This window comes from Sphingorhabdus sp. (assembly GCF_046154385.1).
Classification (GTDB): Bacteria; Pseudomonadota; Alphaproteobacteria; order Sphingomonadales; family Sphingomonadaceae; genus Sphingorhabdus_B.
Window position 1 is genome coordinate 1 of sequence record NZ_JBJXFW010000051.1, and the last position, 23,021, is coordinate 23,021.

The window sequence follows — 23,021 nt, forward strand, 5'->3', positions numbered from 1 at the left end:
TTAGCTCAACAGATCATGCTTTTTCAGCGTATGCCTTAGCTGGTCATAGCTGAGGTTGAGCGCTTTTGCCGTTTGGCGCTGATTATAGCGGCATTTGGCCAGCGCCTGTTCCAGCACCGCCTTTTCATATTTCTCGGTCGCCTCGCGAAAGTCGGACACGTCCACCATCTGGCTCAAATCGGTGGAGTAGCGCGGTTCGGCGGTTTCATTGTCCTTGCTCGTCGGCGCGTTCGTCGGTGCGGCTGCGGCAATGCCGGTGCGCCACGGGCTGTCGAACGGGTCGAACTGGATATAGTCCACCGGCTGGCTAGGATCCGCCCAGCGATAGACCGCGCGTTCGACGACATTGCGCAGTTCGCGCACATTGCCCGGCCACAGATGGTTCTCCATCGCCCGCCGCGCCAGTTCGCCAAAGCCGGGCCAGCCATCCCAGCCCAGTTCCGCCGCCATGCGCCGTCCGAAATAATCGGACAGCACCTCGACATCGCCCTCCCGCACCCGCAGCGGGGGCAAGGTCACGACTTCAAAGCAGAGCCGGTCCAAAAGGTCGGCGCGGAATTTTCCGGCCTCGACCATATTGGGCAAATGTTCGTTGGTCGCCGCAACGATGCGTACATCGACGCGCACGGGACGCGAGGAACCGATGCGGGTCACCTCGCCATATTCCACCGCGCGCAATAGCCGTTCCTGCGCGCCCATGCTAAGCGTTCCAAGCTCGTCGAGGAACAGCGTCCCCCCGTCCGCCTCTTCAAAGCGCCCCTCGCGAGAGCGGGTGGCACCGGTAAACGCCCCTGCCTCATGCCCGAACAGTTCCGCCTCGATCAAGGTCTCCGGCAGGGCAGCGCAGTTCATGGTCACCAGCGGCCCGTCCCAGCGGGAGCTCAGGCGGTGCAGACGCTCGGCGATCAATTCCTTACCCGTCCCCCGTTCGCCCACCACCAGCACCGGCCGGTTCAGCGGCGCGGCACGGCTGGCACGCTCTACGGCGTCGAGAAAGGCGGACGATTGTCCGATGAATTGATGGCTATCACGCTCCATTTTTAAAGATTGGCATATTTCACCACCTAATAGCAATATTTACCAGTCGATATGGGCAAGAAATATGAAAAACCGGCTAATTTCTGGGAGAAAGTGAAATTGGCACGCTCCCTGCAATACTATTTGCAAGCCGGCACAAGCAGGCAAAGCAAACAAAGGGAAGACCAAAATGAGCACCGAAAACAAAGCACAGGAAAGCTTCAAAGAAAGCGAAAGCCGTCTCTGGGTGGCCGTGGCCTTGTCCATGTCCATGATCTTTACCAGCTATGCGATTTCGGTGTTCAATCACCAGGAAGACAATCAGGTCAATGCATATTCACATTCCCAACGGCCTATCGTCGTCAGCTATCTTGCCTGACTTCGTGAGCCCGCGACCGGGGTCCCCCAGCTCCCCCCTCCCAACCCCGGTCGCCCCCATTATTGAAGACGCGTACAGAACAAGTCATAACCGGAGTTACCCAATGGGCATTTTTTCACGAACCCGCGACATTATCGCCGCCAACGTCACCGACTTGCTCGACAAGTCGCAAGACCCGGCAAAGATGATCCGCATGATCATCCTCGAGATGGAAGAAACCCTTGTCGAAGTCCGCGCCTCTGCCGCGCGCACGATCGCCGACCAGAAAGAACTGCGTCGCCATATCGACAAGCTGAACACCCTTGAGGCGGATTGGACGGACAAGGCGCATCTCGCATTGTCAAAGGATCGCGAGGACCTCGCCAAGGCGGCTTTGCTTGAAAAGCGCAAGGCCACCGACATGAAGGACCAGCTGACCGCTGAAGTCGATGTTCTCAACGATGCCCTGAAAGCATCTGAGCAGGATATTCACAAGCTGCAGAAAAAGCTCGCCGATGCCCGCAGTCGCCAGAACGCGCTGATGACCCGCCTTGAAAGTGCGGAAAATCAGGTCAAGCTGCGCACCATGTATAATGGCGACAAAGTCCGCGAAGCCTTTTCCCGCTTCGACGTTCTGGAACGCCGGGTCGACGAGGCCCAGGGCTATGCTGACTCGCTTGCCATCGGCAGCGACGCCCCACGCAGCCTTGGTGACGAAATCGCCGCCCTCGAATCCTTCGATGTCGTCGATGCCGAACTGGAGGCGATGAAAAAAGCCATGAAACAAGACGCGAAGAAGGAGGGTTGAGATTATGGACGGTGAAGTCATCATGGTGCCGATTGTTGTTGGCATCCTCTTTCTCGGCCTCCCATGGCTCATCCTGCACCATGTCACGAAATGGAAAACGGCTGCGACGCTGACCAATGATGACGAACGGCTGCTGGGCGAAATGTACGAACTGGCCCGCCGCTTGGAAGATCGCATGGGTACGGTGGAACGTCTTGTAGGGCAGGAAAACCCCAATTTCACACCGCGCCGCATCGATCATGACGCAGAAGATTATACCGCAGAAAATATCCGCCGGCTGGAAAGGAACCGTTGAGATGAGCAGCAAACACACACAATTCTATCTCGACAAGCAAAATGCTAAATGGAAAGGCGTGTGCGCGGGGATCTCCGACTATACCGGTGTGGATGTTCTCTGGGTCCGTCTCGGCGCAGTCATTCTGACACTGGCGGGTGGTTTCCCCTGGACGTTGTTCGCTTATGTCGGTGCGGCATGGTTCGCCAACAAAAAACCGATCCACCTCTATGTCGACAATGACGATCAGAAATTCTGGCAAGGTGTCCGGCAATCCCCTGCCCGCACAACGCGCGACATTCGCTCGCGCTTCCGGGAAATCGACAACCGCCTTGCCGATGTCGAACTTTATTATGTCAGCAACAACAAGCAGCTGGCCGACGAAATCGAAAGCCTGCGCTAAGCAGGGTCTTTGGAGGGAAGTATAATGTTCACCTTGATAGTCCTTGGCCTGATTGCCTGGTTTGCTTACCGGCACTTCGCCAAGAAAAAACGGAATGCCGACCAACGCAACTGGCGCGTCGAATATCGCAATTCGGACATTAAACCGGTAACGCGCCGCCTGCCTTGGAAGGATTTGCCATGAGCTTTAGTGGACCATCATTCATTGTCGCTATTGTCTTGGTGTGCACCGCTGGGTGGATTATCAACAATTGGATCAGGGCCCGTCACGGCTATCCATTGGAAAATGAATGGGGCGGGACGACGTCGAAAGTAGATGTAGATGCGGATCGTAAAATCGATTTGCTCAGCAACGAAAATGCAACGCTGAACGATAAGATCGGCAATCTGGAAGAACGCATCGCAGTTCTGGAACGCATCGTCACGGACAAAGCCGGGCGCCTGTCGGAAGAAATCGAAAGACTGCGCTAAGCGCGAAGGGAGAGTGAAAAATGGACCCGACTTTAGTAGAAGGCTTAATGCGGCTCGCTATGCCGATAACGCTTATCACGGTTGTGGGTGTGGCAGGATGGGTTGTCACAACCTGGTTGCGGATTAAAAACGGCTATCCATTGGATGGCGCTTGGGGCCAGGCGGTATATCCGAAAAATGATCGGGAGGCCGTCGAACGGGTCCGTCTGTTGAGCCAGGAGAACGCGCAGCTTCGTGCAGAATTGGGTTCGGTCAAAGACCGCCTTGCCAATGTCGAAAAGATTGTCGTGGACGATAGCCATCGGCTGACGGCAGAAATTGAATCGCTTCGCGGTCCGACAAATTGAAAGGGTAAACATGGACGGGATTATCATACCAATTCTTGGCATCAGCTGCGGCTTGCTTGCTATTTTCGGTGGCGTATTTGTTAAACCGTGGTTTGCATATCGTCAGCGCAAAATGGAGATTGAAGCCCAAATGATTGCCGAAAAAGCCGCGCAATATGCCGCGAACAACGGCCGGTTGGAACAACGCATCCAAGTGCTTGAACGGATCATCACAGACAGCGGGTACGAAGTCGCCCATGCGATCGAAAATCTCCGTGAACCCCCGGTAACGCGGATCGAAAAAGAGGAGGTGTAACGATGTTCGATGAAGTGTGGATTTTAATTCCGCTTGCTCCCTTCATTCTTGGTGGTTTCGCCATTTGGTCGAAACACAAACAAAAAGAGATGGAGTTGGGCGGCGGTCAACAACGGATGCTGGATGATCCCGACGCCTTACATATGCGGGAGGAAATCCGCACGCTGAAGGATCGTATTCAGGTTCTGGAGCGCATCGCCACAGACAATGAATCCGCAAATGACATCAATCGTCAAATCGAACAACTACGTGACCGCTAATCGGCCGAACGACTACTGAAAGGAAGGAGCCCCATGACTCAGGATCCCAATTTCTACATTATAATCGGTGCTTTCGCTCTGACATGTGTCGCGGTGGTATCGACCCTTTCGCTGCGCGGCTGGCGTGACTGGATCGCGTTGAAGCATGCCGAACTGGAAATGGCGCGGCAACGCGGTGATGCGCCTTTACCGTCGGCAACCTCACGGATCGAGGTTGCCGACCTAAAAGAGCGTGTGAAAAAACTGGAAGCTATTGCGGCAGGGATTGATATCTGAAGCCGACCGCCATAAGCGGGGCGCGACATGAGCGCTCTGAACGACATTTTTGAAGAATATGATTTTCTGGACGCGGACGACAGATATCGTTTGCTGATCGACCTTGGCAAAATATTGCCAGTTATGCCCGACGCCCTCAAAACCGATGCAACGTTGGTGCGCGGATGTTCGGCGAGCGTTTGGGTTTATCCGGTTACCGATGCGGACAAGCTATCCTTCCTTGCCGACAGCAATGCTGCGATCACCAAAGGCATCATCGCGCTTGTCCTGAAAACCGTCGAAGGCAAGTCTGCCGCCGAAATCGGCCAAACGGACATAGAGGGCGCCCTCGCCCCGTTCGATCTCAAAAACCAGCTGAGTTCGAACAGGACGCAGGGCATCCCCAATATGATCGCGCTAATCCGCGAAACCGCCGCGCGCTACGCCGGCTGAACGGCACGCCTGTTTTTCAAGAACCGATAGGCCAATATTGGCACCATCGAAGCACCGACCAATGGAAAGACAATTGCCATAGCAATCAGCCCCCATTTAAGGCCTTGCGGCATCCGCGCATCTTTATGAACTTTCGGCGCGGCAAGTTCGCCCTTTGGTCGTCGTTTCCAATAATGCACCAGAGCCGAAATGACGGCACCGATCAGGGCCAAGCATACCAGTAAATTGGCAAGCTGGTTTACCCACCCATATTGCCGCCCTATGTGGAGCATCGTGCCCCATTCGATTGCGCGACCGCCCGCACTATATTGCGCCCAGCCGATATCATCGATCATATTCCCATTTGCAGGATCCACATGAATTGTCCGCTGCCCTTCGGCTTGGTCGGGAATATAATTGATCATGAACGTCCCGCCCGGACCATCAGGATAAAAAATACGTACACCTTCGCCAAATTGCGCGCGGTCCAGCATCGCAAGATGCGGTTCGACTTTTGCTATACCAACCAAAGGCTCTCCGCCCATGGGCAGCGGACTATTTAGTATGACCCAGGGAACCTTCGCTTTTGCCGGGTCGCTGGTCGCATCCATATGTTGCATATGGTCCATATGATTATGCGCCGGCGGCATCTTTTGAACCGAGCTTGTTTTGTGGTCGGCATGGGCTGCGGGTGCGTGCGCAGCAAAATTCGGGGTCGGTGCGACAAAGGGGGCATATTCACCAAGCTTGGCAAGCTGCACACCCCAAAAGGCGGACCAAGGTAGGCCGGTGAGCACAAGCAGGATCACAAAAACCGAGACAAGCGCCGACGGAACCGCGTGCAAATCACGCCACATCCTGCGTCCGCCTGCGCCAGTCCGCGGCACCAAAACCCCCTTCACGCGCCAGTTTTTGGGCCACCACATCCAAAGCCCGGTCACCAGCATCACCAAAGTCCAACAAGCCACCAGTTCAACAATATGGCTCCCGATCTCTCCTCCCAGCAGAGTCCCGTGGATGCGCCGGATGAACGCCATCGGCGCATCTTCCGGGTTGCGAATGGCGGTAACTTGCAGGGTATAGGGGTTGAGAAATACTTCATGTTTCCGGCCGTCCATGCCCTGCAAAAGCCATTTGGCCGTGTCGTCTTTGGCAAAAGGAAGGACAACGCGCTTCACCTCGCTCGCAGGATCGATCGCTTTGACGGCGCTCTCCTGCATTGCGAGTGACATCGGCTTGCCTTCAATTTGAACCTTGGCGAAATCACGATCCCACCAATTTTCAAACTCGCGGTCGAATAGATAAAGGCTGCCCGTTATCGCCAAAAGCAGCAAGAACGGCGCGACAAACAGCCCTGCATAAAAATGCAATTGCCACACCGATCGATAAGACGAAGGCGCGCGCAATACTTGATCGTCCGCGAGTTTTTCCTCGGCGGCACGCAAATAGCTTTTGATTTTCATGGTTTTTTCCTAAATCTAAACGGGAGAAAGGCCGCAAAGCAGCCCTGATGTTTAGATGTAGGAAGGTGGGCCTATGGCCGGTGGCGGCGGTGCGGCGAGGCCGTGACCGACCGAAATCTCGCGCATCGCAAATACGGGAACCGCCGTTGCGACGGGCGGCATTGCGATAAAGATTGTGTCGGCGGGCGCATCGCCGGCCATCGCGGCACCTGCAAAGGCGCAGGGCTGATGCTCGACCGATTTGCCGTGGGACGGGTCTTCCTTGTGCAGCTTGCCCGATTTGTCCATCCAGACTGTCTGCGTGTCCACGCCGGTACAGATCGTCAGTGCAAAGCCACGCTCGCCGGTTGGCATAAAGCCTGATGGAATGACCACCCGCACAGCGAGCGCCAGCACAATCAGCGCGGCGGCCAAGTTCCGGAATGGCGAAAAGGTACGAATCACGCGCGCCCTATGCCCCTGCACTATTGGTCGCGCAAGCCCCTAACCCTTCCAATCCCGCCGTTCCTCCGCAACGCGCAGGACGTCATACGCCGCTTGCCCGGCCTGAAAAGCCTTGGCTGCATCGGCGTTTCCGGGATTCACGTCGGGATGGGTTTCCTTTGCGATTTTGCGCCAGGCTTTCTTGGCATCTTCGAAGTTGGAATCACTTTCCAGCCCCAATATGTCGAGCGCATGCATCTCGTCCCGCGTCCGGCTGCCGTCGCCGGATCCGGCCCAGCCATAATGGGCGGCTTCCTTGTAACCCGATGCATCGCGCCGCTCATTGGCTTCGCGCTGTTCCGCCTCTTCTTTGGTCAACCCCTCAAAATAATCCCATCCGCGATTATATTCCGCGGCGTGATCCTCACAAAACATCCATCGGTCCGGGTTGTTGGGGGATTTGGGTGCTGGACAGTTACCGGCCTTGTTACAGCCATGCCGGTCGCAAAGCCGCACCTGCTGTGCTTCACTGCTGCTGCCATAGCCGCGCCAGCGGGGGAATCCCCAGTCATTTTTTCGTGTGGAACGAACCATGCCGCCGACTTAGCGACGGCATGGCGATATTGCTAGAGCCTAGGATGGGGTTCTATTAAATACACTTCAAAAAAGGGACAGTCTGCAGGCAAAAGGGGACAGTCCCTAAAGGGACAGTCCCCGTAAAACTGCACCGGGGACTGTCCCCGTAGAACTGCACCGGGGACTGTCCCCTTGGGGACTGTCCCCAACATCTTAAGTCAGTCCGCAAGCAAAAGGGGACAGTCCCTAAAGGGACAGTCCCCGGCCTTGTGTTATCTAGGGACTGTCCCCAACATCCCATCCAAACGCGCTATTTATGCGCCGGACATTGCACCTGCCATCATCGCGCTGCCAAAGAAGGTCGAGAATAAAAGCCCGATAATGATGCCAGAAACAATCGCTGTCAGAACGATGTAGATAAGCACTATCACCACGGTAAACCCGGCAACTTTTTCTTGCGGCACACCCAAGACAGGCTTCAACCCGAGATAGATGAGGTAAACAACATAGGCGATTGCCGCCAATGCGACCAAGCCGCCCACAATCGGCACCCAACCGACCAGGCCTGCGACCCAAGTCGGTGTTGATGCATAGGCCATAAGTTTGGTCGACTGCGTCAAGTCAGATTTGCCATTAAAGCTGGGCGATACGCTGTTTACGATCATCGACATCAAATATAACGTAACCATCGACAGGATGTAGCCTATCACGGCCATGCCGGCGACGGCAGTAAAGCCCATAGCCATTGCACCACCGCCCAAGCCACCCATGCCACCCGCGGTCATCCCCAGCGCGCCGGTAAAAAGGATTCCTGCGAACAAAGGAATCGCGGCCAAAATCATGGCATAGCTGGTAAATATACCGCTTACCGTTGCAGGTTCTTCGGCAATAACGTTCCACTCATCCACAGGCTTTAGGATGATATTTTTTGCACGGTCCACAATCGACATTGACTTACCCCTCAATAAATTAGTCTCCAAAAGCAAGACAGAACATAATCATGGCGTTATGTAAATGTTGACGTGCGCGTAAAGGAGTCGAGAATGGCGATTGTGACGAGAATTATTGTTGGATTGATAGGCATAATGGCCTTGCTGGGCGTCAATCCGCACTGGTTCAAACTGGACGAACTGTCTTCTGAACGCGGCATCGAAGCAATTGGTGAAATCGGGCGCGCCAATATTCGGGCCGATGTCGGCGGTCTGTTTCTGGCGATTGCTCTATTCGCATTTATCGCCGCCGCAAAGCAAAGCCGGACGTGGCTGTTGGCATCCATATTGTTAGTCGGCAGCGCGCTGCTGGGCCGTTTCATCAGCATCGCCATTGATGGTTACGTCGCCCGTGTCGGACCGCCCATACTCACCGAAGCAGCCATCATCGCCATCTTTGCCTTTGCCTATTGGACATGGGGTAAAAAGCCAGAGGGTCTATAAGCCGGGTTTTGTCCACCGCCCGAAGGCGATTGTGCGACCATTCATCTAGGCGGCGCATTGCTGCGCCGCTCATGCAACCAACCCGGGCGACTGGCAGGAGGATGCCATGTGCCGCCCCTATTCGGTTTTGCTCCCGGTGGGGTTTGCCGTGCCGTTCCTGTTACCAGCAACGCGGTGCGCTCTTACCGCACCATTTCGACCTTACCGCATCGCAATGCGGAGGTATGATTTCTGTGGCACTTTCCCTTGAGTTACCTCAGCCGGACGTTATCCGGCACCGTTCCTCGCTGGAGCCCGGACTTTCCTCCCCGACACAGTTACCCGTGAAGCGGCGGTCGCCCAACCCTCTGGCTCCGCCTATGTAGCACCCCCACCCTCATACGCCAAGAGCAGGCTCCACAATATTGCGCGGCATTCGCCGTCGATCACGCCATCGATATTTTCCGGGCGGAATCGGCGCTGAAATGCGACGACAGCAGCCCGGCCGTCAGCAACACCATAGCCATAACGTTCCATCGCCAACAAAAAGGCCGCATCCGTCCAGCCTGGATCAACCAGCTTTTCCGTGGGGCGTGGAACCGCGAAACCTAGTTTTGCCAAGCGCGCCCAATCGAAAAGCTCCCCCGGATCTTCCTTGCGCGCCGGTGCTACATCGCTGTGCCCGACAACATTGCGCGGCTCAATATTATAGGTTTTGACGAGTTCCGCGACCAATCGCGTCACCGAATCCATTTGCGCTTCGGGAAATGCGCGATAGCCAAATTCATGTCCCGGATTGACGATTTCGATGCCGATACTGGCGCTATTACAATCGGTAATGCCGCGCCAATAGGATAATCCGGCATGCTGCGCCCGCTGTTCTTCGCGGACCATGTACACAATTTGCCCATCCTCATCGACGACATAATGCGCCGAAACTTTTGAATCCGGGTTCGCCAGCCAATCGATTGCGGCCGCGCCGGATGGCATTCCTGTGTAATGCAAAACAAGCATATTGATAGGGAGCGTCCGCTCCCCAAAATTGGGCGAAGGTGTCCAGATCATGGTCATGCGACAACCATAAGCAGAGCATGATGTTAGTGCAACGGTTCCCGGCTCCCTCGTATTAGTTAATGAGCGTGATACGAATGAAGATGGGGATGCATTAGACGGCTAACACCAATTGTCATTGCGGCAAATCTAACCATAGCAGCGTGATTGCGATTATATGCAAGGCAGCTGTCGTCGAGCCAGAATGCCTCACGCGCATAACTTCGCCCTGCCTTTGTCACCTTCGAGGTCGTGTGACATTGAATTGTTGGATTTGTTCTGGCAAATTTACCCTGCCCTTTTCCGCTTCAGAAAAGGGCGCTCTTTGACATTGGGAATAACAAAATTTTGTAGGATTTTTTCTTACCAACGGCCGCAAAAAACAGCATATTTGCGCGGCTTTTGGATATCGGGCAGAGCGAAAACAGATCGCTTTTCCCCTTTTTGGAAAACGGCGTGGAAGCTTCAGCCACGTCAAAAAGCATCTTTTTTCGGGTAGAACTTCGCACTCTGCCAGTGCAATATTAGCCGAATATTCGCTGGGCAGACATGTGTTGAGCAACGGCACGGGTAATCGGTTCATAGAAACCGCGAAATTCCTGACTGGCCTTAAAATGTTGCGTTTGACCGATTACGGTTTCGGCCGCACCAAGCATCAAAAGCCCGTCATCTGCTATCCGTGTCGCTATCGCATCCAAAACCTCTGTGCGTTTCTGCTCACCCAGATACATCAGCATATTACGGCACAGAATTGCGTCGAATTTCCCGAAATGCGGGGCGGATTGCAGCATGTTGTGCTCGGAAAATGTGACGGCGCGGCGCAAATGTTCCTTGGCTATCCAGTCTTCGCCATTCTGTTCAAAATAGCGCAACATCTGCATTACAGGCAGGCCACGTTGGATTTCGAATTGTGAATATCGTCCGGCCCGGGCTTGTGATAAAGCAGAAGCGGACACGTCGGTGGCGATTATCTGGATATTCCAACCCCGCCATTTTTCGGCATTTTCACTAAACGACATCGCCAGCGAATATGGTTCTTGTCCCGTCGAACATGCCGCTGACCATATTCTGAGCTTTTTCGTCCCCATCCTGTGTTCACGCAACATATCAAGCACAGGGCCGGTGAGTAACGCAAAGTTAGCCTGATCCCTGAAAAAGCAGGTTTCATTGTTGATCATGGCTTCGACACACGCATTTGTCAGCTTTGGATCTGCGTCGATTTCGATAAGCGCAATCAACGTATCAAGATCGGGAATGGAATTTTCGCGCATCAATGGTTTCAAAGCCATATCAATGCGCCAATGCCGGTTGGCCAGCAATGTTTGGCCAGTGTGCTTTTCCAGCAAGGCCGACAGAATCGCATATGCCCTAGACTGCAACATGGTCATGAAGATTTCGCAATGCGCTTCAGCAATTCGGTCATATGCACGGGTGATAAAATCGCGCTGGCACAGCCGGACTTGGCAACGGCCCCCGGCATACCCCAGACCACCGACGTTTCGACATCTTGCACTAAAGTCGTTCCTCCGGCCGCAAAGATGTCGGATGCGCCGCTCGCGCCGTCATTACCCATTCCGCTAAAAACGATCCCCATGCAGCCCGCGCCGTAAATATCGGCCACAGACCGAAACATTGCATCGACCGAAGGGCAATATCGGCTTTCCGAAAAATGGTCCAATCGATCAAGAACGACGCTGTTTTTCTCCCGGCGGCAAATAAGGTGGGCATCGCCGGGCGCAATATAAATATGGTTTTTCTTTACAACCTCGTCGGGGACAGCAACCGACACTGTGCGTGATGTCAGACCGGCTAATTGACGCGCGAAAAAGCTCATGAAGGCGTCGGGCAAATGTTGTGTAATGAAAATCGGGCAATCGAGATCAGGCACCAGATTACCAATAATCTCATAAATCGGAGGTATCCCGCCGGTAGACGCCCCGATCGCGATACATTCCGGTCGAACCAATTTCTGGTATTCGACAGCTAATTTGGCCGATGCCCCAAGTTCACGATAGTCGGAGTTCCGACGTGAACGGCCTAACCGCACGACCTTATCAATCAAAATTTCCGAGAATTTCCCCGAAAATCCTGACTTTCCCGGTTTCGCCAGCGTATCGCAAGCGCCAAGCGACAATGCGTTGAGCGCAGCGGTCCCATTTTCTTCGGCAAAGGAAGACACAACCAGAACGCGCGCACCCTTCGACCTGACGAGTATATCTGGTAAAGCATCCAGACCGGATCGTTTGGGCATTTCGATATCAAGCAAGATGATATCGACATCATTGCAATTCAACTGCGCCAGCGCGGTTTCACTGTCGGCCGCCTGGCACACAATTTCGATACATTGATGTTGTTCCAGCACACGCGCAAAGATCGACCGCGCAACCACACTGTCATCCACAAGCATTACGCGGATTGGTGCAACTTCATGTTCCCGCACCGGGCGTGTTATGGGGTGAGTGGTTGTCACGAGATAATTCTTTTATAGACAACCAACGATTTGCAACTTGGCCTCTAATGTTTCGCGATCAAATGGTTTCATCACATATTCGTCTGCACCAGCATCAATCGCGGCCTTTATGTGGTCAACGCCATTTTCCGTTGTGCAAAATATCACTTTGGCTTTTGCGGATTCTAATGTTGAACGGTAAGCGCGCAGAAAGTCCATTCCACTCATCACCGGCATGTTCCAGTCGAGGAGTATGACGTCAGGCGTTGTCCCGCTACAATGATCCAGTGCTTCCTTTCCGTCAGCAGCTTCGGCCACATCAAATTGCATGGTTTCAAGGATATGGCGGGCAACCTTCCGGATTACCTTGCTGTCATCAACGATTAAACATGTTCTCATCAAACATTCACTTTCATTCTGGTCCCGACAGGAACCTAAACTGCTGATGTTATCGACACGTTAATTTGACGATTTCGCAGAGACTTTCGGCAATTTTCAAGCTGCCAACACCAGATCACCCCGCACCATTTTTGAAGGATCGAGAATCATCACCAAATTTTCGCCGACCTGCGCTATGTTTGAAACAATGGATTTCCATTTCGCGGACGGATTGATCGACCTCTGGATAACTTCATCGGAGATCGATACAACATCTTCGACTTTGTCCACCGCCAAACCATAATGGTGACCGGAGATTTCAACCACAACGGCAAGACAACCTTTTCCCAGTTGCCGACGCATGCCGGTGATAGAATATTGGCTGTCGATCAGGGTTAGCACCCGGCTTCGCAAGGCAAAAAGACCTGCAATGGATGGGTCGGAGCGGGGCACGGATATAATCTCGGGCACGTGCACAATGGATTCGATCCGGCCGCTATCGATCGCCACTCGGCAACCGTCGATATACGCGATAAGAAACAATTCAGCCATTATGCCGCCCCCGCCAATTTGGATTGAATCGCAGAGAGCAAACCGGTTCTATCGTAACGGTATACGCTTGCGGCGGCGACTGTTGAGGGGACCAAAGTCTCACGCAAGCGCACTATTCTAGCATCATCGGGGACGTCATTACCCTCATCCCGACACAGGACAATTGCCGCGTCCTTGCGGTCCGCGTCGTCAAAGCTGACGGCATAACCCGACGCCGTTAGCAAAGGAGCTAAAATGCGCTTTTCCCACTCGGAGTTTTCATCGCATCCAATAAAGCAGAGGGGTCCGCTATTCTGTGAAAGCGCCACATCAGTTTGCAACTCGAAATATTGGAAAACATTGACCAATTCGACGCATTGATCCTGCGTCATCACAACGCCTTCGAATATCTGAGGCTGTGCACTGGGATAGATTTCGCCCTCCAGCGTAAAAATGTCCAAAACATCCTCAACCGCCAGAAACTTGGTACTTTGCCCGTCACTGAGGCGCAGTAACTTGATTTGCCCTTCGTCCGGCAAGTTTTCCAATTCGCAAATATCGAATAGATTTCCTGCGACATTGGCGAGCATTTTGCCACCGACATAGGCAATATCGGCAACGTCGATGTCTTCGATGCGGTCCACCACGTTTAACCTGATTGCCCGTGTGGCGCCGTCTGTCGCAATATACAGCAAAGCGGAAGGCCGCTTTGCCACTTTTTGGACGATCTCATCGGATTGAGATGCGACATCTTCTGGCACTTGCTCCACACCAATAGCTTCCCCCAAACCGCTGGCGTCAAGCAGCAACATCGGCCGGCCATTATCGGGCAAAGTTGTTCCGGCAAATAATCCGGATCTCATTATAATCGGAGCTCCAGGCTTAACGACGAGCTCTTCATTGTCGATTACGCTTTCAACATCGAGCACATAAATGCGCCCAATAGCTGGCCGTATGACAATCAAAGTCCTGTTGGACGAAACCGGGTTTTCCACTTCGTCGATACCCAGCAGATCCTCAAGCTTGGCATAGGGATAGCGCTGCCCCCGAATATGCGCGACGCTTGCCCCGCCCAAATCGTCAATTTTCACATTTTTGTTGGTAGACGACAAGATTTCAACCACGGAATTGCGCGATACCCCAAAAAACTGATCGCCGGCTTTGATGGAAAGGCCGGCGATAATTGACAATGTCAGCGGTAACCGCAGAGTCATTTTTAGCCCTTGGCCAACTGAATTTTCCAAATCCACGGTGCCGCCGATGGCTTGCAAATTGCTCTTAACAATATCCATGCCGACGCCCCGGCCCGAAATCGAAGTTACCTGTCTTGCCGTCGACAGGCCTGGAACAAAAATGGTGTTAAGTTGCGCCTTTTCGCTCAATTTTTGCCATTCCGGGGCCGTGACTATTTTCGACGCAACCGCACGGCTGCCCAGCTTTTCCAGATCAATGCCACGACCGTTGTCTGCTATTTCTATCAAAATCTGATTGCCGGATTGTCGGGCAACGATATGAATTTGTCCCACCGGATGTTTCCCGGCAGCCAATCTATCTTTAACGGTTTCGATTCCATGATCGACCGCATTTCGCAGAATATGCGTTAGCGGATCGCGTAAAGCCTCCACCATTTCACGGTCCACTTCAACTTCGCTGCCATCGATCCGCAATTCCACTTCTTTGCCTAGCTCAAGCGAGATATCACGCAACAAGCGCGGTAGTGAGGAAAACAGCCGGTCAATATTTTGCATCCGCATCAAGCCGACTGTATCGCGCATCTCGGCGACCGAAGCCGACAATCGACCAAAAGCGATATCAACATCCGCCTCGGCTTGGGATTTTCTAAGCTGACGCGACACTTCATTTCGTGCCAGAACCATATCTGATACGCCGTTCATCAACCGGTCAAGCAGGTTCAGCGAGACTCGGACAGTTCTCGCTTTCGATTTGATGGTACTGGCGCTGTTGTCATTTTCGGGGTCGAGTATTCCGGCCGTTTCGGCATCATCGATTTGACCGACATCTTCCGAGGGAAGAAACGCCAGCATTTCTTCAATAAGATCGCCATCATTGTCGAATAATGCACGTCCAGTATCTAAAGCTTCGGTTAACGCCGCTATGCGGTCAACCACCGCCAGTATTTTTGTAACCAACTGTGCAGATGCAATTATTTGCCCATCTCTGGCACAGCTTAATATATCCTCTGCTGCATGGCTAAGCCGCAAAAGCCTGGGCAGATCAAGAAAGCCGCAACTGCCCTTTACCGTATGAACAAATCGGAAAACACTATCGATGAGCGTGCGGTCTTGGGGGTTTTTCTCCCATTGGACCAATTGCCCCGAAAGCGCCTCCAGCGTTTCGCGCGTTTCAGCGATGAAATCGTCAAGCAAATCGTCCATGTACCAGAGGCCTCGATATCGGAAGCCCCGAATGTGACGTCATATGGTTAAAATGCAGTTTACACGCTGGCTTGAACCACCGGGATTCAATTGCGAATTAGCGCCCCAATTATAAGATGTTCGGGGTCAGGTTCAGCGAGTTGAACTACGCCGCCGCCGCGGATCGCAAGATTGCGGGCCATCCAAGCCGCTGCGTTACGCGAGTCAACCAATGACGCATCGAGATCCCCCGCCAACGTGGCCCGGATCGCTTGGTCCATGACAATTTTAGGTCCGCTGGCGCGTATCACAATTTCATGCTCGCCTTCCCGGCTTTCGGCACCCACGAACAGCGTACCTCCCCGGACAAGCGCGTCATTGGCAAGCAGGACCAGGTTCAACAGGATTTTAATGGCGCGCTTGGGCATGAACGCAGGCGGAACCGCCCAGTCCAGAGTAGTCCGCCCACTTGCTGTCACAAGCGGTTCAATGACTGCTTTTGCATCTGCGGGGTCAACCTCCGAACCAAATCCACCCGCAGCCCCGAATGCGAGGCGAAAAAATTTCAACTTGTCCGCTGCTGACTTTGCACTTTCGGCCAACAGGTCCATGCAACGCTGCCGCATTTCAGGATCATGTTCGTCTGCCAGCAATTCCAGGCCGTTGTTCATGGCGCCCACCGGGCTCAGCAAGTCATGGCACAACCGTGAACACAACAGGCTTGCAAGGTCTACCTCTGACTCCATCATTGAAACAATCCCCAGATTAGCTTGATGAAGCGCTCATGGACGTTGTTTCGCGTGGATTCAACCCTCGACTAGAATGGGAATGGATTCAAATTGACGCACGCGCTGCTCTATGACTTTGGGTTTCCATGCCGTCACTTGGCCTTTGGCAATGATGAGCCAAAAACGATCATCCGCAGCGGCGTGTTCGATGTCCGTCGACGAGGGTTGCCCAAGTCCATTGGGATGTGAGTGGAAATATCCGAGGATCGGCTCTCCTCCCTCCCGCGCGCGCTTGCTGTGCGAAAGCAGAACTGCTGCGTCTATTTCAAAATGCGTCTCCGGGTTGGCGGCGACATTTTCACTTAATTCAACGCCGGTTACGCAATCTTCACGGCCCAGCAACAGGCCGCAACATTCCTTATTTCCCGCGTCCGCGGCCCACCCGAGCAAATCGCTAAGATGCATTCTTGATATTCGTAACGGCATCACCCATGTCTAAACGATGCTTGCGGAAAACACCATATTTTCAGGAGTCTTAGGGGAAGGTCGTCTCGACAGTGCGGTCGCGAATGCCCTCCCCCAGTTTTCGCGTGCCCGCATACAGGGCTTAATCGCCGAAGATGCCCTGCGCGTTGGTGGAACGACAACCAATGACGCTGCCTCCAGGAAATTTATCGGGCAGAGGTTTGAACTGTCGGTTCCCAGTCCCCGTCCCGATAAGGCGCAGGCCCAGGAAATCGCCTTAAACATTATTTTTGAAGACGAACATCTGGTCGTGGTGGATAAACCCGCAGGTTTAGTCGTCCATCCAGCAGCAGGACATTCTGACGGGACGCTGGTCAACGCCTTGCTGCATCATTGCAAAGGGCAATTGTCGGGCATCGGCGGCGTCGAACGTCCAGGAATTGTCCATCGGATCGATAAGGACACTTCTGGCCTCCTTGTCGTGGCGAAAAGCAATGCTGCACATGAAGGGCTCGCCAAATTATTTGCAGGCCATGACATCGAGCGACGATATTATGCAATTGTAAGTGGCGTGCCCGCACCACCTGCGGGAACGGTTCGCACCCAAATTGGACGGTCTACGACTAACCGCAAAAAAATGGCAGTTCTACCCGAAAACAAAGGGAAGCACGCGGTTACGCATTATCGCTTGTGTGAGACTTTTGCAAAAACAGCATTGATTGAATGCACGCTTGAAACCGGTCGGACACATCAGGTTCGCGTCCATATGGCGCATATTGGCCATCCACTAATCGGTGATTCCGTTTATTCTAATCGACAAAACCCTTACAAAATCGGACAAAATCAATCCAAATTTGATAGACAGGCATTGCACGCCGCGTCTCTAGGGTTTATTCATCCTGTATCTGGAGAATCTTTCCGGTTCGAGAGCAATTTACCAGAGGATATGCAGCTTCTGTTAAGTCATCTCCGATTATAAGATTCGATAGTAACCGCTTGTTACCGGGTGCTTGATGAGGCCCGCGCGTAGGCAAAACTGAAAGAGAGAAACATGTCTGATCGTAAGAATGTTCCGGCAACAATCCCTGCCCTTGGGGGGGATGCGAGCCTTAATCGTTATTTGAGTGAGATACGGAAGTTTCCGGTCTTGAAGCCTGAGCAAGAATATATGCTCGCCAAGCGCTATCAAGAACATGGCGACCCGAAAGCTGCCGAGCAGCTGGTCACGTCACATCTGCGCCTCGTTTCGAAAATCGCAATGGGTTACCGCGGCTACGGCCTGCCGGTTTCCGAGCTGATTTCCGAAGGTAATATCGGGTTGATGCAGGGCGTGAAGAAATTCGATCCCGACCGTGGCTTTCGCCTTGCGACATACGCAATGTGGTGGATCCGTGCGTCGATGCAGGAATTCATCCTTCGCAGCTGGAGCCTAGTGAAAATCGGCACCACCGCCGCGCAGAAGAAGCTTTTCTTCAATCTGCGCCGGATGAAGAACAATCTGCAAGCCTTTGAGGATGGCGACTTAAACCCTGAAGCTGTGGCCAAAATTGCGACCGATCTGGGCGTATCGGAAGAAGAAGTGCACAATATGAACCGTCGCATGGCGATGGGCGGCGATACATCGTTGAACGTGCCCATGCGCGAAGACGGCGATGGGCAGTGGCAGGACTGGCTTGTCGATAATGAACCGTTGCAGGACGAACGTGTCGCCGATGCACAAGAAGGCGATATGCGGCATGCGATGTTGTCAGAAGCACTCGACAGCCTGAATGACCGCGAAAAGCATATTTTGACCGAGCGGCGTTTAATCGACGAGCCGAAAACGCTCGAGGAATTGAGCCAGACCTATAGCGTCAGCCGCGAGCGTGTGCGCCAGATAGAAGTACGCGCTTTTGAAAAGCTGCAAAAAGCGATGATGCGTATTGCAGGCGAAAAGCGTTTAATCCTCGCCAATTAAGGCGATATGTAAAAATAGGTGACGGGCGGATTGCGCTGCGCTAGCTTTGATCCATGATCAAACCGAAGCGCTCGTTTTCCGCCCGTTTCTTTCGCTTTACCTTCAAATGGTTGTTATATTTCGTGATCGGCAGCATCGCGCTGACCGCGATGTACGCTATTGTCCCGGTACCAACCACCCTCACCATGCTGTTCGACAGCAATGGCGCGACGCGGGACTGGACGCGGTTATCCAACATTTCCCCCAATCTGGTTCGTGCGGTCATCGCGGCAGAAGACGGCAAATTCTGCAACCATGACGGATTTGACCGCGAAGCTATCGAACAGGCCCTTCAACGCAACAAAAGCGGCGGGCGGATACGCGGCGGATCGACCATCAGCCAGCAAACCGCCAAAAATGTCTTTTTGTGGCAAGGCAGTGGCTGGACCCGTTACCTCCGCAAAGTGCCCGAAGTGTATTTCACATTTCTGATCGAAACCATCTGGGGCAAACGCCGCATCATGGAAGTCTATCTGAACGTCGCAGAAACAGGCATCGGCACCTATGGAGCCGAGGCCGGGGCGCTCCGCTACTACAAGAAAGGCGCGAAAAACCTGACCCGCATCGAAGCAGCGCGACTTGCCGCAATATTGCCCTTGCCCAAAAAGCGCGCGGTCAACGGTGTCGGTGGCTACACACGCCGTTACGGCAACAGCATCGCCGCCCGCATCCGCGTGGTAAAGCGTGACGGGCTGGATAGCTGTATTTATAAATGAAAAGGGGCGAGAGAAATACTTCTCACGCCCCCCCATGTCACGACTTAGAACTTAGAATTTATAGCTAATTCCCAGTTGCATCCGCCACAATGACGAGCTGGTTTGAATGGAGTTGTTCTGCTGTTCAAAAGCATTGCTGACAATATAACGACCAGCATTATCAACGCCGCTCAACCCTACAGGGCTTACTTCAAATCCGAAACGACGGAACACATTTGCGCTATCACTGATCAGATTCAGGAAATTGTCGAAGTCGACAAACAAACGGACCGAATCTTCCACGCCGAACAAACGTCCCGGCCCCGGCAATTCTTGGCTGAATCGCAAATCCAAATCGTAGAAGGAGTCGTTGGTGCAACTGTTGCGCGGCAATGTCCGTCCGCGGAATTTTGCTACGCAAGGATTGGCCGCCACAAACTTTTCTAGTTCAGCAACGCCGGCAGCATTGGAGGTCGGTGACAGATTGGGGTCTGTTACTCCTGTTGGAACGTAAAGCAGGGCATTATCCGCACCAGAGGCGGCATCATTAAACACCCCGCCATCATTCCAAGTCACGCTATAAGGGCGTCCCGAGCGAGCTACAAAAACAAAACCAAATTGCGTGTCATAATCACCGAAGAATTGCTCCTTAAAATTCATCGAAAACGTTAGATTATGTTTGTTCGCAAATTCGCTTGTGGCAACGGCCGAATTTTGGCGGTCAAATGCGGCGGCAAAGTCATAATTCGAAGTTGCGGTCGCGCTGTTGTTAAAGCGATTGTTTTTTGCATCGGTGAAAGCGTATCCAAGGTTAAAGTTTACACTGCCACCGTCGGTAAATACGCCGCTACCGAACCGTTTTGACAGAACAACAGACGCAACATGGCTATCAAAATCTGCACCGTTGGTCAGCTGGATTTCGTCATCACGACCGGTATTGAAACATGCCGGCGAAACATTTGAAAATGTAAAACCTGGCCCCCCAGTTCCGTTCAACGTGGCGGTACATCCAGCAGCTGTGGGGTCGATAGCACGGTAAATTGGGCGGCCATCAACCGTAAATCCGTTTAAACCCAAACGCGTGTCAACGACTTGGGCAAGATCAACAAAATCGACGGGATCTTTGAAGCGGCTATAAATGTAGTCGAAATTGAAACCCCAATTGTCGAAAAACCCACCATCGCCTGTTCCGAATTTGGTGCCCAAGCCAATGTTGGCACGAATTACGGTCGGAACTTTAAAGCTTGGATCAGTGGACTGCGTATCTGCCAGACCACGAGCCGAATTCACCCCTGCATCTTTGGTTACGCATTCAGGAAGTCCGGTAAACTGGCCATTTACAACGACATCTACCCGCGCTCCATTTGTTGGGAAGCAGCTAGCGACACCCGTCTGGCCAGCGCCGGTCGCAAATCCGTCATTAGAAAAAGCGTTAGACACAAACACAGCCGGGTCACCGCCGGTGAAAACACCTACTCCGCCTTTGATCTGTGTCGAACTTAGAAATCCGTCATTGCCAACATCATAAGTGAAACCCAAACGCGGTAAAAGAACGGGATCAAACTTTCCAAATGACACGCTATTAGTAAAACCATAGCGAGCTAAAAAGTTGGGATTGGCTTTGGGCGCGTCACCTTGATACCATTCAAGCCGAACGCCAGCCAAAATATTCAGGCTGTCCGAAGCTTGCCATTTATCCTGCGCCAAAACGGAAAATGTACGACGTTTCCAAGCTGCGGCAGCATCATTAACGTCGCCAGACGCCGTGAAGTTACCAAAGGCGCCTGCCGCTTGTGCTGCAAGAACCGCTGCGGCATTCGGGTTGGTGTTATTTCCACCCGAAAGTATTCCGTTACGGAAGTCGTTTATGTTCGCAAAAACTAACGTCCCGGTGGAGTTTGGCGCAAATAAATTGAACACATCAAGCTCGTTATAATCGACACCGAACAGCAAATCATGACTATTCCGCTTTAACGACGCTTGAGCACGTACCTGCGTTATCGTGGTTGCCAGGTCATTTGCTGCCCTAAAAAAACCAGGTCCAGCCTGCAATGTTCCGACAAATGTCCTACCATCAACGACATTAGAGGTGCCAACAATGAAGCGCGGTATCGGATTTTCCGACTGAGCTTCACCGCCGCCTACAGGACCTTGCACGTCTCGCACGTCAGCGCGTGAAACGCGGATTTGGGTAGAAAAGTCGTCGGTCCATTGCGAATATACGCGACCGGAATAATAGTTGGATTTTGTGCCTTCCTGCTCAAAAGTATTCAACCCTGCAAAGTTCGTACCCGAAAGATCATCTGGCTCAACATTAAGCTCATCCAAGCGCTGGTAACTGAGCTCGACCCGATGATCTTCGTTGATATATGCATCAATACGACCAAACAACCGCCGGTTTTTCTCAGGCAAAGTGCGGGCAATTCCCCCGGTTTCCTGCCCATAGACATTCTTCAGAACATCCGAAAATTCGTTGAACTGCGCTTCATTAACAAAATTCAGTTCATTGGCGAAGCCAGCACCGACCGGGCCGTCATCCTGACTGTCACCTGTGTCGGTTTCTTCATATCCTAGCGAGAAGAAAAGACGATCTTTAATGATTGGACCAGACAAAGTCGCGCCCCAACGATATTCATTGAATGGCGCCGGTGTGAAATCCGTTCCTGCTATCGAGTCGCCCTGCAAGCCGTCGCTGGCGAAGGTGAAGAACGCCGTGCCATGGAAATCATTTTGGCCCGCCTTGGTTACAACGTTGATCGCGCAACCTGTAAAGGCGCCATACTGGACATCGAACGGTGCAAATTCGACTGAAGTTTCTGCAATCGAATCAAATGGCAAAGGCAAAGAGTTGCGCGAAGCGAACGGAGTTCCGTTCAGACCAAAAACATCCGACTGAAGTATACCATCAACGGAAAATGCGTTGGATCGATCATTACCACCAAGACAGGAAATGCGGTCGACCTCATCGGTCCGATCAAGGCTTACGCGTGGATCGATGCGGATGATGTCGCGGATATCACGGGTAATGGAAGGCAGGTTTTCAAGCTCGTCGGCACCGAATGACGTGCCCGGACCAATCGCCAACCGTGTTAATTGCGCCCGAGCCCCCGAAACAACGATCGTTTCGGAATCTGCGCCGCTGGCTAGCGCGAATTTGAGTTGCGAATTGCCTTGCAAGTTGATGTTGATGTTCTCAACCGTCTGCCCTTCAAATCCATCAGCAGTGGCGGTAACCGAATAGGGGCCCCCCGTGCTCAGCGTATCTGCGCGAAAGAAGCCATTGCTGTCGGTGGTCAATGTTCGTGTATTACCTGTTCGCGTATCGGTAACTTCGACAGTTGCTCCGGTAACTGGCGCTCCATTGCTATCGTTGACTTTGCCTTCAATACCCGAAGTGATTTGCTGGGCAGAGGCAGGAACGGCAACGACAGACGCAATCGAAAGGGCCGCGGCACTGGCGGCCAAAAAATAACGAAGTTGCATATACTTAGATCCTCAATACTTTTGGTCTGTCGCAAGTTCCGCATCTAGCGTGACGAATCCGTGCGAATTGAGTGATCG

At 53.0% G+C, this 23,021-nt stretch carries 29 protein-coding genes and 1 other RNA gene; 14 read left to right on the plus strand and 16 right to left on the minus strand.

The window, feature by feature from the left end:
- On the minus strand, positions 1-1,038 hold the full coding sequence (pspF, locus tag ACKVOS_RS11385) for a phage shock protein operon transcriptional activator (RefSeq protein ID WP_158898951.1): 1,038 nt from the start codon (positions 1,036-1,038) through the stop codon (positions 1-3).
- A 169-nt stretch (positions 1,039-1,207) separates the two neighbouring features.
- Between pspF and ACKVOS_RS11390 the strand changes: the two genes are divergently transcribed.
- From ACKVOS_RS11390 to ACKVOS_RS11440, 11 genes are all read left to right on the plus strand, one after another.
- A complete protein-coding gene (locus ACKVOS_RS11390) occupies positions 1,208-1,396 on the plus strand; it encodes a hypothetical protein (protein WP_409212123.1) in 189 nt (62 codons plus the stop codon).
- Positions 1,397-1,499: 103 nt separating this feature from the next.
- Positions 1,500-2,183, plus strand: a complete 684-nt coding sequence (pspA, locus tag ACKVOS_RS11395; protein ID WP_409212124.1) for a phage shock protein PspA — start codon at positions 1,500-1,502, stop codon at positions 2,181-2,183.
- A gap of 4 nt (positions 2,184-2,187) precedes the next feature.
- Complete coding sequence (pspB, locus tag ACKVOS_RS11400) at positions 2,188-2,478, plus strand: envelope stress response membrane protein PspB (RefSeq protein WP_409212125.1); 291 nt, start codon at positions 2,188-2,190, stop codon at positions 2,476-2,478.
- A gap of 1 nt (position 2,479) precedes the next feature.
- A complete protein-coding gene (gene pspC, locus ACKVOS_RS11405) occupies positions 2,480-2,860 on the plus strand; it encodes an envelope stress response membrane protein PspC (RefSeq protein WP_409212126.1) in 381 nt (126 codons plus the stop codon).
- A gap of 24 nt (positions 2,861-2,884) precedes the next feature.
- The gene (locus tag ACKVOS_RS11410) at positions 2,885-3,043 is read left to right on the plus strand and encodes a hypothetical protein (RefSeq protein ID WP_409212127.1); all 159 of its coding nucleotides are present in this window, start codon (positions 2,885-2,887) and stop codon (positions 3,041-3,043) included.
- Positions 3,040-3,330, plus strand: coding sequence for a hypothetical protein (locus ACKVOS_RS11415; RefSeq protein WP_409212128.1), 291 nt, complete (start codon positions 3,040-3,042; stop codon positions 3,328-3,330). Before ACKVOS_RS11410 ends, ACKVOS_RS11415 begins: the two co-directional genes overlap by 4 nt.
- Positions 3,331-3,377: 47 nt before the next feature.
- A complete protein-coding gene (locus tag ACKVOS_RS11420) occupies positions 3,378-3,677 on the plus strand; it encodes a hypothetical protein (protein WP_409212153.1) in 300 nt (99 codons plus the stop codon).
- A 10-nt stretch (positions 3,678-3,687) separates the two neighbouring features.
- Positions 3,688-3,972: a hypothetical protein gene (locus ACKVOS_RS11425; RefSeq protein WP_409212129.1), complete on the plus strand. Its 285-nt coding sequence runs from the start codon at positions 3,688-3,690 to the stop codon at positions 3,970-3,972.
- Positions 3,973-3,974: 2 nt separating this feature from the next.
- Entirely contained in the window at positions 3,975-4,232 is a 258-nt protein-coding gene (locus ACKVOS_RS11430; protein ID WP_409212130.1) for a hypothetical protein, read from the plus strand.
- A 33-nt stretch (positions 4,233-4,265) separates the two neighbouring features.
- Positions 4,266-4,508, plus strand: coding sequence for a hypothetical protein (locus ACKVOS_RS11435; RefSeq protein WP_409212131.1), 243 nt, complete (start codon positions 4,266-4,268; stop codon positions 4,506-4,508).
- Between the two features lie 27 nt (positions 4,509-4,535).
- Positions 4,536-4,940: a SufE family protein gene (locus ACKVOS_RS11440; RefSeq protein ID WP_409212132.1), complete on the plus strand. Its 405-nt coding sequence runs from the start codon at positions 4,536-4,538 to the stop codon at positions 4,938-4,940.
- Here the strand turns inward: ACKVOS_RS11440 and ACKVOS_RS11445 are convergent.
- The 14 genes from ACKVOS_RS11445 to ACKVOS_RS11510 all read right to left on the minus strand — a co-directional run bounded on the left by ACKVOS_RS11445 (position 4,928) and on the right by ACKVOS_RS11510 (position 16,769).
- Positions 4,928-6,382, minus strand: a complete 1,455-nt coding sequence (locus tag ACKVOS_RS11445) for a PepSY-associated TM helix domain-containing protein (RefSeq protein ID WP_409212133.1) — start codon at positions 6,380-6,382, stop codon at positions 4,928-4,930. The genes ACKVOS_RS11440 and ACKVOS_RS11445 overlap by 13 nt on opposite strands.
- Before the next feature lie 51 nt (positions 6,383-6,433).
- Entirely contained in the window at positions 6,434-6,826 is a 393-nt protein-coding gene (locus tag ACKVOS_RS11450; RefSeq protein ID WP_409212134.1) for a hypothetical protein, read from the minus strand.
- A 39-nt stretch (positions 6,827-6,865) separates the two neighbouring features.
- A complete protein-coding gene (locus ACKVOS_RS11455; protein ID WP_409212135.1) occupies positions 6,866-7,399 on the minus strand; it encodes a J domain-containing protein in 534 nt (177 codons plus the stop codon).
- Positions 7,400-7,695: 296 nt separating this feature from the next.
- Positions 7,696-8,331, minus strand: coding sequence for a Yip1 family protein (locus tag ACKVOS_RS11460; RefSeq protein ID WP_409212136.1), 636 nt, complete (start codon positions 8,329-8,331; stop codon positions 7,696-7,698).
- Positions 8,332-8,387: 56 nt separating this feature from the next.
- Positions 8,388-8,693 (minus strand): hypothetical protein, encoded by a 306-nt coding sequence (locus ACKVOS_RS11465; protein WP_409212137.1) that lies wholly within the window; start codon positions 8,691-8,693, stop codon positions 8,388-8,390.
- Between the two features lie 102 nt (positions 8,694-8,795).
- An RNA gene (gene rnpB, locus ACKVOS_RS11470) (RNase P RNA component class A) lies at positions 8,796-9,165 on the minus strand.
- Positions 9,166-9,171: 6 nt separating this feature from the next.
- Positions 9,172-9,864 carry an N-acetylmuramoyl-L-alanine amidase gene (locus tag ACKVOS_RS11475; RefSeq protein WP_409212138.1) on the minus strand — a complete coding sequence of 231 codons (693 nt, stop codon included), beginning with the start codon at positions 9,862-9,864 and terminating at the stop codon, positions 9,172-9,174.
- Between the two features lie 503 nt (positions 9,865-10,367).
- The gene (locus ACKVOS_RS11480) at positions 10,368-11,231 is read right to left on the minus strand and encodes a CheR family methyltransferase (protein ID WP_409212139.1); all 864 of its coding nucleotides are present in this window, start codon (positions 11,229-11,231) and stop codon (positions 10,368-10,370) included.
- The gene (gene cheB, locus ACKVOS_RS11485; RefSeq protein ID WP_409212140.1) at positions 11,228-12,313 is read right to left on the minus strand and encodes a chemotaxis-specific protein-glutamate methyltransferase CheB; all 1,086 of its coding nucleotides are present in this window, start codon (positions 12,311-12,313) and stop codon (positions 11,228-11,230) included. The genes ACKVOS_RS11480 and cheB overlap by 4 nt, the downstream gene beginning before the upstream one ends.
- Positions 12,314-12,325: 12 nt before the next feature.
- Entirely contained in the window at positions 12,326-12,691 is a 366-nt protein-coding gene (locus tag ACKVOS_RS11490; RefSeq protein WP_409212141.1) for a response regulator, read from the minus strand.
- Positions 12,692-12,787: 96 nt separating this feature from the next.
- Positions 12,788-13,222 carry a chemotaxis protein CheW gene (locus tag ACKVOS_RS11495; protein WP_409212142.1) on the minus strand — a complete coding sequence of 145 codons (435 nt, stop codon included), beginning with the start codon at positions 13,220-13,222 and terminating at the stop codon, positions 12,788-12,790.
- A complete protein-coding gene (locus ACKVOS_RS11500; protein WP_409212143.1) occupies positions 13,222-15,597 on the minus strand; it encodes a chemotaxis protein CheA in 2,376 nt (791 codons plus the stop codon). The genes ACKVOS_RS11495 and ACKVOS_RS11500 overlap by 1 nt, the downstream gene beginning before the upstream one ends.
- Positions 15,598-15,683: 86 nt before the next feature.
- Positions 15,684-16,325 carry a histidine phosphotransferase family protein gene (locus tag ACKVOS_RS11505; RefSeq protein ID WP_409212144.1) on the minus strand — a complete coding sequence of 214 codons (642 nt, stop codon included), beginning with the start codon at positions 16,323-16,325 and terminating at the stop codon, positions 15,684-15,686.
- 57 nt (positions 16,326-16,382) lie between these two features.
- Entirely contained in the window at positions 16,383-16,769 is a 387-nt protein-coding gene (locus tag ACKVOS_RS11510) for a Mov34/MPN/PAD-1 family protein (RefSeq protein WP_409212145.1), read from the minus strand.
- Between the two features lie 37 nt (positions 16,770-16,806).
- Here ACKVOS_RS11510 and ACKVOS_RS11515 point away from each other — a divergent pair, with 37 nt between their 5' ends.
- From ACKVOS_RS11515 to mtgA, 3 genes are all read left to right on the plus strand, one after another.
- Positions 16,807-17,748, plus strand: coding sequence for an RluA family pseudouridine synthase (locus ACKVOS_RS11515; RefSeq protein WP_409212146.1), 942 nt, complete (start codon positions 16,807-16,809; stop codon positions 17,746-17,748).
- A gap of 72 nt (positions 17,749-17,820) precedes the next feature.
- Positions 17,821-18,726 (plus strand): RNA polymerase sigma factor RpoH, encoded by a 906-nt coding sequence (gene rpoH, locus ACKVOS_RS11520; protein WP_409212147.1) that lies wholly within the window; start codon positions 17,821-17,823, stop codon positions 18,724-18,726.
- 53 nt (positions 18,727-18,779) lie between these two features.
- Positions 18,780-19,481 (plus strand): monofunctional biosynthetic peptidoglycan transglycosylase, encoded by a 702-nt coding sequence (mtgA, locus tag ACKVOS_RS11525; RefSeq protein WP_409212148.1) that lies wholly within the window; start codon positions 18,780-18,782, stop codon positions 19,479-19,481.
- Positions 19,482-19,532: 51 nt separating this feature from the next.
- Here mtgA and ACKVOS_RS11530 read toward each other — a convergent pair whose 3' ends face one another.
- A complete protein-coding gene (locus ACKVOS_RS11530; protein ID WP_409212149.1) occupies positions 19,533-22,943 on the minus strand; it encodes a carboxypeptidase regulatory-like domain-containing protein in 3,411 nt (1,136 codons plus the stop codon).
- Positions 22,944-23,021: the final 78 nt, after the last annotated feature.

Bases quoted from the DNA above. Each gene is read 5' to 3' on its own strand.
- pspF (WP_158898951.1), bottom strand. From the start codon at position 1,038: ATGGAGCGTGATAGCCATCAATTCATCGGACAATCGTCCGCCTTTCTC.
- ACKVOS_RS11390 (WP_409212123.1), top strand. From the start codon at position 1,208: ATGAGCACCGAAAACAAAGCACAGGAAAGCTTCAAAGAAAGCGAAAGC.
- pspA (WP_409212124.1), top strand. From the start codon at position 1,500: ATGGGCATTTTTTCACGAACCCGCGACATTATCGCCGCCAACGTCACC.
- pspB (WP_409212125.1), top strand. From the start codon at position 2,188: ATGGACGGTGAAGTCATCATGGTGCCGATTGTTGTTGGCATCCTCTTT.
- pspC (WP_409212126.1), top strand. From the start codon at position 2,480: ATGAGCAGCAAACACACACAATTCTATCTCGACAAGCAAAATGCTAAA.
- ACKVOS_RS11410 (WP_409212127.1), top strand. From the start codon at position 2,885: ATGTTCACCTTGATAGTCCTTGGCCTGATTGCCTGGTTTGCTTACCGG.
- ACKVOS_RS11415 (WP_409212128.1), top strand. From the start codon at position 3,040: ATGAGCTTTAGTGGACCATCATTCATTGTCGCTATTGTCTTGGTGTGC.
- ACKVOS_RS11420 (WP_409212153.1), top strand. From the start codon at position 3,378: ATGCGGCTCGCTATGCCGATAACGCTTATCACGGTTGTGGGTGTGGCA.
- ACKVOS_RS11425 (WP_409212129.1), top strand. From the start codon at position 3,688: ATGGACGGGATTATCATACCAATTCTTGGCATCAGCTGCGGCTTGCTT.
- ACKVOS_RS11430 (WP_409212130.1), top strand. From the start codon at position 3,975: ATGTTCGATGAAGTGTGGATTTTAATTCCGCTTGCTCCCTTCATTCTT.
- ACKVOS_RS11435 (WP_409212131.1), top strand. From the start codon at position 4,266: ATGACTCAGGATCCCAATTTCTACATTATAATCGGTGCTTTCGCTCTG.
- ACKVOS_RS11440 (WP_409212132.1), top strand. From the start codon at position 4,536: ATGAGCGCTCTGAACGACATTTTTGAAGAATATGATTTTCTGGACGCG.
- ACKVOS_RS11445 (WP_409212133.1), bottom strand. From the start codon at position 6,382: ATGAAAATCAAAAGCTATTTGCGTGCCGCCGAGGAAAAACTCGCGGAC.
- ACKVOS_RS11455 (WP_409212135.1), bottom strand. From the start codon at position 7,399: ATGGTTCGTTCCACACGAAAAAATGACTGGGGATTCCCCCGCTGGCGC.
- ACKVOS_RS11460 (WP_409212136.1), bottom strand. From the start codon at position 8,331: ATGTCGATTGTGGACCGTGCAAAAAATATCATCCTAAAGCCTGTGGAT.
- ACKVOS_RS11465 (WP_409212137.1), bottom strand. From the start codon at position 8,693: ATGAAACGGCCCAGCAGCGCGCTGCCGACTAACAATATGGATGCCAAC.
- ACKVOS_RS11475 (WP_409212138.1), bottom strand. From the start codon at position 9,864: ATGACCATGATCTGGACACCTTCGCCCAATTTTGGGGAGCGGACGCTC.
- ACKVOS_RS11480 (WP_409212139.1), bottom strand. From the start codon at position 11,231: ATGACCATGTTGCAGTCTAGGGCATATGCGATTCTGTCGGCCTTGCTG.
- ACKVOS_RS11490 (WP_409212141.1), bottom strand. From the start codon at position 12,691: ATGAGAACATGTTTAATCGTTGATGACAGCAAGGTAATCCGGAAGGTT.
- ACKVOS_RS11495 (WP_409212142.1), bottom strand. From the start codon at position 13,222: ATGGCTGAATTGTTTCTTATCGCGTATATCGACGGTTGCCGAGTGGCG.
- ACKVOS_RS11500 (WP_409212143.1), bottom strand. From the start codon at position 15,597: ATGGACGATTTGCTTGACGATTTCATCGCTGAAACGCGCGAAACGCTG.
- ACKVOS_RS11505 (WP_409212144.1), bottom strand. From the start codon at position 16,325: ATGATGGAGTCAGAGGTAGACCTTGCAAGCCTGTTGTGTTCACGGTTG.
- ACKVOS_RS11510 (WP_409212145.1), bottom strand. From the start codon at position 16,769: ATGCATCTTAGCGATTTGCTCGGGTGGGCCGCGGACGCGGGAAATAAG.
- ACKVOS_RS11515 (WP_409212146.1), top strand. From the start codon at position 16,807: ATGCTTGCGGAAAACACCATATTTTCAGGAGTCTTAGGGGAAGGTCGT.
- rpoH (WP_409212147.1), top strand. From the start codon at position 17,821: ATGTCTGATCGTAAGAATGTTCCGGCAACAATCCCTGCCCTTGGGGGG.
- mtgA (WP_409212148.1), top strand. From the start codon at position 18,780: ATGATCAAACCGAAGCGCTCGTTTTCCGCCCGTTTCTTTCGCTTTACC.
- ACKVOS_RS11530 (WP_409212149.1), bottom strand. From the start codon at position 22,943: ATGCAACTTCGTTATTTTTTGGCCGCCAGTGCCGCGGCCCTTTCGATT.